Source organism: Paenibacillus sp. sgz302190 (assembly GCF_059820445.1).
In genome coordinates, this window is record NZ_JBZYAO010000074.1 from 1 (window position 1) to 11393 (window position 11393).

Genomic DNA, 11393 nt, shown 5'->3' on the forward strand with positions numbered 1-11393 from the left:
CGCTCCAGCTCTGCGGCGAGCTGCTCCTTCTGCTGCGGCGTCATCGCCGCCACCTGCTCGCCGAGCTTGCCGGCCGCTTCCTTGACGCCTGCGGCAGCGCCCTTTTGCAGCTCCTCGCCCAGCTTGCGAAGCGCCTCCGTGCGCTGCAGCGACTCGGCCAACTGCTCGGTCTGCTGCCGCTGCTTTTCCAATTGCGCCAGCCCCGACTCGATTTGTTTCATCGCCTGCTCCATCGCTTGCAGAGCTTCCGGGGGAACTTGCTTTTGACCCAGCTTGTTCTCCAAATCTTTCAACGCTTCGAGCATGTCCTTGGCGGCCGGAAGCCGGGACGGTTTTGCTTCCCATTGTTTGACCAGTTCCTGCACGTTTTGCTTTTGTTCGTCGAGCCAAGCCTGCTGCTTCTGTCTGTCCCTGAGAACGTCGTCTGCACCGTTAGGAACGGCGAACAGCACGGCTAACGCAAGAGCACATGCGGATGTGGCGGCCGCTAATTTGCGGTCCACGCGAAGGCGTACGGTTTTATCCAGCTCATCCCGCACAAAAATGCCGCCCCGTTCGATCGCATCCTCGCGCTGCAGCACAGCGAATACCGTCGTCTGGCCGCTGTACCTGAGCGTTGTCGACATCCGGTCCTCCATGCCGTTGCGATCCATCCAGCGGGCGGCCGAATCGTCATCCGGACGGCGGACGTACAGCAGAGCGGCGCCGACGGCAAGCGCTGCCGCGAGCGCCAGCGGCACGCCCCAGCGATACCCGGGGATGGGGAAGAAACGCGCGATCATCATCCACGCCACGGCTGCGGCCAGTCCCGCAAGCAAGCTAAGCATCAGGCAGCGGAGCCCCTGCGCTTTCCACAAGCGCTGCCGCACAGGCCGGAGCACCTCCTGCAAGGTCGAATCTTTCACAACTGCGCCTCCTTCCCGCTCATAAAGTTTGCCTATTTATTTTTTCGTCTTCATGATCGGCCGTAAATAACGGATGCTGAGCCAGAGCGCAAGAACGGAAATGCATGTGTAAACGGCGACGAAAATATGCCACATTTGCAGCCAGGTATGACCGCCGAACACCGACTTCGCGACATCCGGAATCATCAGGCTGAGCAGCACCGGCATCGGATTCAAGCTTAAAAAGTAGCCCAGCACCTCCTCGTTCATCCCCCGCCCGGACAGCTGCCCGAAAAAGATGCCGGCAAGCGCGGTAAAGCCGAAAATAAACAGCACAAAGCCGTACGCGGCAATGACTGCGATGACCGTCTTCTTGAACATGGTGGAGAAAAACACGCCTACCGCGCCTAGAGCGATCATGACGAACACATAAAAGACGAACACCCAAAGCAGCTGCCAGGGCGAAACGCCCCCGTATAAAAACACGATGCTGTACAGCGGCATCGAAGCCAGCACAGTCAACAGCATAAAGCTGATCGAAGAAAACAGCTTGCTCAAAATGATCGTCGCCGAGCTCTGCTGCGTCGTAAGCAGCATATTCAGCGTCTGCTTCTCCCTCTCGCCGCTTATGATTCCGGCAGTCAAACCGGGTGTCATAAAGGATATCAGCACCAGCTGCGCGCCGCTCAGAAAATAAAACAGCTGGCTGCTTTTCGTCGTGCTGAGCACCCCGTCCGACATGCCGACCGTGTTAATATACGCGAACCCCAACGCGAGCGCGCCGATCGCCAGCAAATAAATAAAAATGGAGAGCGGAGAGCGGAATGTGCGCATGCGCAGCCGAAATTCTTTTTCCATGACCGGATTGATCCAGTTGATCCTACTCATCGTGAGCTCCGCCTCCTTTCGTAATTTCGAGGAACACGTCTTCCAGATTCGTCATCGCTTCGCTAAAAGACAGCACCTGGTATCCCTGTCCCACCAATTGAACGAGCATTTCCGCCTGATCGGCATCCGTGCCGCCAAAATGAACGTGAATTCCTTTTTCATCGCTGAAAACCATCGTAACATGCGGCTGCCGCTCCAAAAAAACCGCCGCCTCTTCGGCCCTGTTCAGAACGCGCACGTGAAGGACGCGATTGGCTTTCATCCGGTTTTGAATGTCCGCGACTTTTCCTTTGGCGATCAGCTTGCCGTATTCGATAACGCCGATTTCATCGACCATCTCGGCCAGCTCGGGCAAAATATGCGAGGAGATAATGATCGTTTTGCCCATAACCTTCAGCTCTTTCAAAATTTCCCGCATTTCGATGCGCGCTCGCGGATCGAGGCCGGAAGCGGGCTCGTCGAGAATGAGCACTTCCGGCTGGTGCACGAGACATCTCGCCAAACAAAGCCGCTGCTTCATGCCGCGGGATAAGGAATCTACGTAAAAATCGGCCTTATCCGTTAAATTGACGAGATCCAGCAGCTGCGGAATAAGCTTCAAGCGCTCGGCTCTGGGAATTCCGTAGCTGGCGCCGTAAAAGTCCAAATATTCGGTAGTTTTGAAGTTATCGTACACACCGAAAAAATCCGGCATATAGCCGATCAGCTTGCGCACTTCTTTCGGCTTTTCCGTTACATCGAAGCCGCCTACTTTGGCAGTGCCGGAAGTCGGACTGAGCAAGGTAGCCAAAATCGACATCGTCGTCGATTTGCCCGCTCCGTTCGGCCCGACGAAACCGAATACCGTCCCTTTGCCGATCTCCATCGAGAGCGATTCCAATGCGGTAAAGCTGCCGTATTTTTTCGTCAAATTCGTAATCTCGATCATGGTTTCACCTTCCCTTCAAGCGATATGGAGGGAATGCGGAACGTCGTATGATTTTGCGTTGAGGTAACTTTCATGCGGATCGATTTCCCTTCCAAAATATATGGCGCAAGCTTCTCCGCATCCCAATTCAAGGACTTCTGCGCGTCGAGAGTTTCCCACTTTTGAGATGCTGCATTCCACAACTCCAGGGTTGCCCCGCTGTTCGGTTCGAGCTGCATGCTCATGAGCGTGTAAGAGGCCCTCTCGATTTGCGGCAGCTTGTAGTCCAATGTAAAGTCTCCGGTGCCCAGTTGGATATAAGGACCGCTTTGGAAATTGAAAAGGCCCGTTTGCATATTGTTGTCGATGATATCCGGCACTAACGCCGTGCTTGGGATCACGATTTGCCCTTCCGGCGTCACGAAGCTCATCTTGATATGTTGGACGATCAGCGACAGCTGTTCGGACGGCAAGCTTTTTCCGCCTCCCAAAGCGATCGGCTGCTGTTCCGTCACCCATCCGGCAATCATCGGCTCAAAGCCGCCGGATACGTTTTGCCGGTTATGCAAATAGCCGTTCAGCAGTGAGCGCTGCCGGAAGCCGGTATCCGCTCCTCCCGCCGCCGGGGACGTAAAAATAACGTTTGCGACGTCCGGTCCGAACGAAATTCCGGTACCGCCGGCCGTATCGAAGCTTGCCGTGGCGCTGGCTTTCAACTCGCCGATTTTTACCACAGATTGGTTCATCAATAAGACCACGTCCGTCAGGTCCTTTTTAGTGTGATTCGTGATTTTGCCTTTAGCCGAACCCGCCGACAGGTCGGTAAATGAATATTCGAACTTGCCGGCCGCAATAGGCGCTTCGTCGTAGATTTTCATTTTGCTTACCGATGAGTAAGGAATGTCCTGTATTCGGACGCGGGCGGCATCATTGTCCTGACGAATGACCAGCTCGCTGCTGCCGATTACTTGCGAGCCGGTGCTGAAATTTTCCTGCATAATAGGCGCAACTTGCGCCCCTCCCGGAAATTGCATGTCCAGACTGCCGCCTTTCGGCAAAAAGACCGAGACGTTCGATGCCTTGATGCCCGATCCGTTCCCGTCAAGCTCCACGATATTTAAAGCTTGCGCCAGCATGCTGCCGCGGTTCGCCGCCCCGAACTGGAAAATGCCTATGCTCGTCACGATCGCAAGGGCAGGGATCGCGACCCAGGCCCATTCCCGCCGGTCCACCCGTCGCAAGAGCCAATAAAGCAGCGGTCCGACGACAACCGCATACAACAGAAGCGTCCATGTCAATGCCGTCAATTTCGGCGGCTTCAGGGCCGGAAAATATTCCAACGCCCGGTTCAGATCCCAATAAGGATCAGGTCCGTACCGGTTTTGATTCGTTCTGTATTTGTTCATTTCATCGAACGGCTCTTTCAGCAAAAGTCTCCACAAGCCGGGATTCCCGTTCCACGAAGCAAGCGGGTTCAGAGACAAGTCGTATGCTGCGTACACGATTTTGCCGCTGCCCAACGCCTTGCTTGCATACACCGGCACGTCTCCTTCGGCGGCGATCGTTTCCGCGCCCTGAACAAGCTGGGCCTTGGATAGGGTAAAAGGCTGCGGCAGCGCGAGCTCTTTCTCCGCCAGCTTGGCCAACTGCGGGAGTTCCTGAACGCTCGCCGTTCCCTGATAAGCCACAGGAGCGGCATCGGCAAACGGAGCGGCCGTTTTGGGATAGCCTGCGCCGCCGGCCAGAATGAGCCTGCCCCCGCGCTGCACCCATGTCTTGATCGCCTGAATTTGCTCTGCGGATAACGTATCGGAAGCAAAATCGTTCAAAACGAGAACGTCGATTCCGTCCAATCCGAGCGCTGAAGCAGGAATATCCGTCTCTTTCAGATGCAGCACGTTGACTTTGTTGCCGGATTGGTTCAAAACGGCCAGGAAGTTCATCGTATCCGCATCCCGGGCTAGCACCCCGACTTGAACCGTGTCCGCCGGAATGCTGAACGTCTCCAGGTAAGCTGTTCCTTCCAACGAAACCGCTTTGCCTTTTTGGATCGAATCGCGGTAAAACGCAACGCTATTGTTACCTTTTGCATATTCACTGCCAGGCAGCAGCAGTGTAACTGTCTTTGTGCTTCCTTTCGGAAGCTCTACATGGCTGACAAAAGTGTTGTCCTTGCCTTCGCCCGGATTGACGACCTGCACGGCAAGATCGCCGGATACGTCCGCCCCCGGATTATGCAGCGTAAATTTGACCGGCGTCCACTTCCTCAGCTTCACATTGGAAGCCCCGAAGCCGGGTTCCGCCTGAATCCCGATTCGGGCTTCCTCCGCTCCGGCCGCACCCGCAAAACCTGGCAGCGTTTGCCCGAGCAAGCCCAGCAAGACGAACCACGCCGTACACATTTTTAGAAAAAACGATAATTTCCCGATCCTTGATTTCACCCTGTGAACTCCCTTCTTTTGCACGCATATACCATTAGAGACGAGATCATTACCAAAAAGTTTCAAAAAGGCCAGGGAAAATGTAATATTTATGTGACAGACTTGGCTATGAAGGTTAAAAAGAACCGCCCTGCTTCCATAGAATGGGTCAGCCGGGCGGTTGAGATTGTTATTTGCTTGCCGTTTGCAGCGAACGGGTCCATTTGACGACGAGCCCCGCCCCAATGACGACGATCGTGGTGGCGATCGGAATCACGGTGTGCAAGTATTCATAGTGATACAGCACCAGATCGATCATTTTGGGGTCCTTGACGAACATTTCCCCGGCTGTATAACCGAGAACCCCCGCCCCGATATAAACGAGAATCGGGTATTTGTGCAGCAAATTCATAACCAGGCTGCTCCCCCAAATGATGATCGGAATGCTCAGGCCGATGCCGAGTATAATGACGGTCATGTTGCCTTGTCCCTTGGCGGCTATCGCCAGTACATTGTCAAGACTCATGACAAAATCGGCGACGATGATCGTCCAGACCGCTTTGCCAAGTGTGGAAGCTTCCTTGATATTGGCGTGGCTGTCATCGTCCGTGAGCAGTTTGATGGCGATCCACAGCAGCAAAATCGAACCGCCCGCTTGAATGTACGGGATGTTCAAAACGCTGACGGCAATCAGCGTCAGGATCAGCCGCAGCCCGATCGCGCCGAACGCTCCCCACCAGATCGCCTGCTTGCGCTGCCTGAGCGGAAGATTTTTGCTCGCTAACGCGATGACGACTGCATTGTCCCCGCTCAACACGATATTGATGAGCATAATTTGCAAAAACAACCAAAGCTGATCCCACACGATTCATTACCTCCGCCCCTTATCTTTTGGCAAGCCCCCGGCTGGCAGCGATCCGTTCGGGCTAGAACAAATGGTGCCCGGAATCGGTTTTTCGATCGTGAACGATGTTGACCGTTTCCGTTTCCCGAACAGCTTGTTCGATCAATGCCGGCAAAAATTCCATGGCGCCCTCGATCTTTTCCACGATCCGAACGTTCGGATTCGTGCTCGGCGAAGGCGGCAAAAACAAACTGCAGCAATCCTCGTATGGCAGTATCGAGATGGGAAACGTGCCGATCGCTTCGGCGATTCGGATAATTTCCTTCTTGTCCATCATCATGACAGGCTGCAAAATCGGCAGCGTTACTACGCGCCCGATGGCATTCAGGCTCGGCAGCGTCTGGCTGGCGACCTGGCCAAGGCTCTCGCCCGTCACCAGCGCGGCGATTCCTTCCCTTTCCGCAATTTGCTCGGCAATCCGGTACATCGCGCGGCGGATCAAGGTGACCAGCAAATTGTCGCGGTATGCGCCGTGAATGGAAGTTTGAACTTCGGTGAACGGCACGAGATGAAGCTTGATGGAATTTGTGTAGCCGGACAACTGCCGCGCAAGCTCAATAACTTTCTCTTTAGCCCGTTCACTTGTGTACGGATAGCTGTGAAAATGGATCGCTTCGATGTCCAGTCCTTTGCGCATCGCTAGCCAGCCTGCTACGGGGCTGTCGATGCCGCCGGACAGAAGAAGCAGTGCCCTGCCGCTCGTGCCTAACGGAAATCCGCCGGCGCCTTCCGTAACTTCTGCATACAGCAGCGCCTGTTCCTCGCGCAGCTCGATCCGCAGCTCCGTTTCCGGATGATGCACGTCGACTTTTAACCCGGGACAAGCTTGAAGCACATAGCCGCCTACCAAATAGTTCATCCGCTGCGAATCGTAAGGGAACGCTTTGTTCACTCTGCGCACGCTGACTTTAAAAGTAGCCGGCTGCACGGGCAGCGCCTTCATCATTTTCAGCGCCAGCTCCTGAATCGCCTCCAGCTCCAGCGGAGCGTGATAAGCCGGACTGAACGAGGCTAGTCCGAAAACACGTTGAAGCCGGACGGCCGCCTCTTGATAGGATGCTTCTCCTAGCTCCACATATACGCGCCCATACTCGGGAATATACCTCAAATTGGAAAAATCGGCCAAAACTTTGCGTATTTGCTGTAAAACACTTTTTTCGAATTTTTTACGGTTGCGTCCTTTGAGCGTAAGTTCTCCGAGCCGTAAAATCATGCAATCCGGTTTCACTATCGTCTCCCCCTTCCGGAAACCCGCCGCTTGATCGTCGGCGTCAACTGCTTGACGACAGCCTGCAGCTCGGCAATAAAGCGGTCGGCCTCAGCTGCCGTCAATTCCGCGCCGTAGCTAATTCTGAGCCCGCTGAGCGCCTTCTCTCTGCCGCAGCCGGTCGCCAGCATCACCTGGCTCGGTTCCTCCTGCCCTGAAGCGCACGCCGATTTCGTCGATATGTAAATGCGCCTTTGTTCCAAAGCATGCACCACGACCTCCGCTTTCATGCCTGGAAAAGCAAAATGAACGATGTGCGGAGCCATCGCTTCGGGATCGGCGGAGCCGCTGAGCGCGAGCTCGGGAATCGCTGCGATTGCGCCGGCGATGCGGCTTCTCAGCTCATAGCAATGCGCTGTTTTTTGCTCCAGGCGTTCCATCGATAGCCTGAGCGCTTTCGCCATGCCGACGATCAGCGGAACGTTCTCGGTGCCGGAGCGGAAGCCGCGCTCCTGGCCTCCGCCGGCAAGCAAGGGCTGCAGTTTCAGCCCTTCCCTGCAGTAAAGAAAGCCCGCGCCTTTGGGGCCTCTGAATTTGTGCGCGGATGCGCTGCAAAGGTCCACGCCCAGTTCGCGCGGCTTGAACGGGAGCTTGGCGATGCCCTGCACGGCATCGACATGGAATACGATTTTCGGGAAGCCGGCAAGGTATTTCCCGATTTCCGCAATAGGCTGAATCGTGCCGATTTCGTTATTCACATGCATGACGCTGACCAAAATCGTCTCGTCGCACACGGCTTCCCGCAGCGCCTCCAGACTGACCGTGCCTGCGGCGTCGACAGGCAAATAGGTGACGCGGAAGCCGCTTTCCTCCAGTTGGCGAAATGCTTCCCTGACCGACGGATGCTCGATTTGCGTCGTAATGAGATGGTTTCCTCGCTGCCGATACTGGTAGGCGGTCCCTTTTATAGCCAGATTGTTGCTTTCCGTGCCGCACGATGTGCAAATGATTTCACCGGATGAAACGCCGATCGCGGCGGCGATGACTTCTTTCGCCTCTTGCAAAAGTTTGTCCGCCTGAAAGCCGAGCCCGTGGATCGACGAAGGATTCCCGTAGTACCGGCTCATCACTTCGGTTACGGCGGCGATGACTTCTTCATATGGCGGCGTTGTGGCCGCATAATCGAGATAAAGCATAGATGATAATTCCCTTTCCTGCTGAGCATTGACATTCCTTTATCATTAAAGCTTAAATCGCTTTATAACTCAAGTGCGCTTCGCGTTCAGCCGTCTCCTCAAACGGAAACGGCAAAAAGGCCGACCCCCGCGCCAGAAGCGGGCATCGGCCTTTTCGACCATATGTATTTACTGCGAATAGCTTTTCTTGTAACCGAGCACTTTGCCCACGTAAGCCTGCGTTTCCATAGGCAGCAAATGCAGCTTGTCCGCCAGATCCAGATCCGAACGGATCCCGACCCGGTCTACCCGGCCAGGCCCGGCATTGTAGGCGGCCAAAGCAACGCCTTCGTTGCCTTTGTATTTGTTCAACAAATCGCGCAGGAAACGGGTGCCTGCATCGACGTTTTGCCTTGGATCGAATGCATTCGTCACACCGTACTCGCTTCCGGTTCCGTCCATCAGCTGCATCAGTCCCTTAGCCCCTGCCGAAGATACGGCCCGGTGGTTGAAGGCGGATTCCTGCTGGATAACGCCTTTTACAAGCGCCGGATCTACGCCGTAGCGGCTGCTTGCTTCCTGAATGAGCTCGTCGAACTGGGATTGGGATACATGCCCGGATTCCGATATACGCGGCGGATAATACGATTTCGCCAAAGCGCTTAACGAAGCGGGGACACCGTTCATCGCCCCTGCCTGATTGCCTGCCCATGCCGATAACGGCTGCATGGCTTGCGCGCCCGGGGCTTGTCCCATAATCGTTTCCAGCAATGCGCCAAAATCGGAGGAATCGTCGGCGGCGGATGTACTGGAATCGCCTGAAATCAGCGCCATTTTGTTCAGCATTTGCAGCTGAAGCAGTTCCTTCATTACTCTGGGATCAATGCTGTTCATCATAACCCTCATTTCCATACATTGCTATTCCCATTGTACACGTTTTGTGCCCTAACGACTATCCTTTTTTTCGGATGCAAAAAAAAGAACAGCCCGCGGGCTATTCCTTATTTCCTTATTTCTATCATGAAATGTTTTGCTGCAGCAGTTCATCCTGCATCGTTATTTTTCGCACCGTCACTCTGGAAATGCGCAAATGATCGATTTCCTCGACAATGAAAAGCAACTCGTCGTTGTAAACAACCTGCTGATTTTTGCTCGGCGGAATTTCGATCTGCGAATAAATCCAGCCGCCGATCGTATCGTAGTCGTCGGATTCGATTTCAACGCCGAAATAGTCGTTCACTTCATCAATCAGCAAAAGCCCGTCGATGGAGAACGTCTGCTCATCCTTGACTTCGATCGACGCGCGTTCCTCATCGAACTCGTCTTGGATTTCGCCGACGATTTCCTCCATAATATCCTCAAGCGTCACAAGCCCGGATGTACCGCCGTATTCGTCGATCAGCAGCGCCATTTGACTTTTCCGCTTTTGCATCATTTTAAGCAGATCGCTGATTTGGATGGAATCCGGCACGGTTGTGATCGGACGAATAATTTTTTTAATTCCTTTCAAATTCGCGTCAGGCTTCAGCAAATCCTTGATGTGCACGAAGCCGATAATGTTGTCTTTGTCGGGATCGCATACCGGATAACGGGTCCGCATCTCTTTGATGGCTACCGCCAAATTTTCCGAAAATGACAAGCCTGCGTACAAGCACTCCATTTCCGTTCGCGGAATCATAATTTCTTTGGCCGTAGTTTCAGCGAATTCAAATATATTGTCAACAAGCGTAAGCTCTGTATTATCGATGAGTCCGTTTTTGTGGCTCTCTTTCATCAATACGCGGATTTCTTCCTCAGTGTGCGCCGATTCGTGTTCGGTCGTCGGTTCAATGCCGGCGCGGCGCAGCATCCAGTTGGAAATTCCGTTCAGCATCCAAATGAAAGGATACATCAATTTGTAAAACACGATCATCGGCCCGGAGGCCAGCAAAGTCACGTCTTCCGCTTTCCGGATGGCATACGTTTTCGGGAATTGCTCGCCAAGCGTAATATGCAGCGTAGTCATGAGCGAGAAAGCTATGACAAATGTAATCGTGTGGAAAACCGAATCCGGCAAATTAAGCGGGCTCAGCAGCGGCTCCAATATTTTGGCAAATGTCGGTTCACCGACATAACCGAGTCCGAGCGAAGTCAATGTAATTCCGAGCTGACAAGCCGACAAGTACGCGTCAAGATTATTAATAATTCCTCTGGCAAATTTGGCATTCCGGTTCCCGTCTTCAGCGAGCGATTCGATCCGGCTGCCCCTTACTTTAACCATTGCAAACTCCGCCGCTACAAAAAAACCATTCAATAAAACCAAAAAAATCATTAATGCAAAACTAAGTAACGTTGCCGGTAAAGGATCTTCCAATACCTTACCTATCTCCTCTTGATGCAGTCGAGAAGAATAGGTGCACCTCCCTTTTGAAGTCAATTTGAAATATTACTTTTCATTATATAATAATACTCTAATCAATCAAAGGTTCGTTTATGACTCCTGATGCCAAAAAGTACGAGCATTCGGGAGCATACCTATTAATTTGATCGTCAGGAAGTAGCTGATCCCCCGATAAACGTTTTTTCAGTCGGAAATACACGTTTTTTTCGAAAAAAAATAAACAACAAGCCGAATTCGGCTTGTCATCATCGAAAACCTGCGCTCGCGGCAGGGCTTAAGCGAATCGTTGGCAGCATGCAAAAAATTCATGTGGTTGACCAACCGCCATCATGCAGAGCAACATCGCGCGCTGGGAACTGGGTACGGTGCGAAAAAGAGTAAAATGGGCCCGAGCTCGTGCAGCAGCTTTTTCCTCGTTGATGCGTTTGCAACGAATCATTCCTGCAAATATCACGCTGCCCGGAAACCCACATGCCAGGGCAGGTTGCACAATCTACCTGGTTGCGTGAAGAAAACCTGCAAAAATCAGGCTGTTGAGAAACCCCTGTTTGTTTACGAAAGCATAACGAATCATTTGGGAAAAAAAGTATTTCAGGGAGGGGAAATGAGGGTTTGAATGAGGTCTGTA

9 protein-coding genes are annotated in these 11393 nt (G+C 53.3%); all 9 read right to left on the bottom strand.

The features are described from left to right. On the bottom strand, positions 1-905 hold a 905-nt coding region (locus tag AC6RNO_RS36140; RefSeq protein ID WP_497108394.1), incomplete at its 3' end, for a hypothetical protein. A gap of 36 nt (positions 906-941) precedes the next feature. Beyond that, a complete protein-coding gene (locus tag AC6RNO_RS36145; RefSeq protein ID WP_474684472.1) occupies positions 942-1772 on the bottom strand; it encodes an ABC transporter permease in 831 nt (276 codons plus the stop codon). Then, positions 1765-2700 (bottom strand): ABC transporter ATP-binding protein, encoded by a 936-nt coding sequence (locus AC6RNO_RS36150; RefSeq protein WP_474684473.1) that lies wholly within the window; start codon positions 2698-2700, stop codon positions 1765-1767. The genes AC6RNO_RS36145 and AC6RNO_RS36150 overlap by 8 nt, the downstream gene beginning before the upstream one ends. After that, the gene (locus tag AC6RNO_RS36155; protein ID WP_497108395.1) at positions 2697-5120 is read right to left on the bottom strand and encodes a DUF8725 domain-containing protein; all 2424 of its coding nucleotides are present in this window, start codon (positions 5118-5120) and stop codon (positions 2697-2699) included. Before AC6RNO_RS36155 ends, AC6RNO_RS36150 begins: the two co-directional genes overlap by 4 nt. Before the next feature lie 169 nt (positions 5121-5289). Continuing rightward, positions 5290-5964: a TerC family protein gene (locus AC6RNO_RS36160; protein ID WP_474684475.1), complete on the bottom strand. Its 675-nt coding sequence runs from the start codon at positions 5962-5964 to the stop codon at positions 5290-5292. A gap of 61 nt (positions 5965-6025) precedes the next feature. Next, positions 6026-7231, bottom strand: a complete 1206-nt coding sequence (gene thiI / locus AC6RNO_RS36165; RefSeq protein ID WP_497108396.1) for a tRNA uracil 4-sulfurtransferase ThiI — start codon at positions 7229-7231, stop codon at positions 6026-6028. Then, entirely contained in the window at positions 7231-8406 is a 1176-nt protein-coding gene (locus tag AC6RNO_RS36170) for an IscS subfamily cysteine desulfurase (RefSeq protein WP_497108397.1), read from the bottom strand. Before AC6RNO_RS36170 ends, thiI begins: the two co-directional genes overlap by 1 nt. Positions 8407-8574: 168 nt before the next feature. After that, positions 8575-9297 (bottom strand): lytic transglycosylase domain-containing protein, encoded by a 723-nt coding sequence (locus tag AC6RNO_RS36175; protein ID WP_474684478.1) that lies wholly within the window; start codon positions 9295-9297, stop codon positions 8575-8577. 106 nt (positions 9298-9403) lie between these two features. After that, on the bottom strand, positions 9404-10696 hold the full coding sequence (locus AC6RNO_RS36180; RefSeq protein WP_474684517.1) for a hemolysin family protein: 1293 nt from the start codon (positions 10694-10696) through the stop codon (positions 9404-9406). Between the last annotated feature and the right edge of the window lie 697 nt (positions 10697-11393).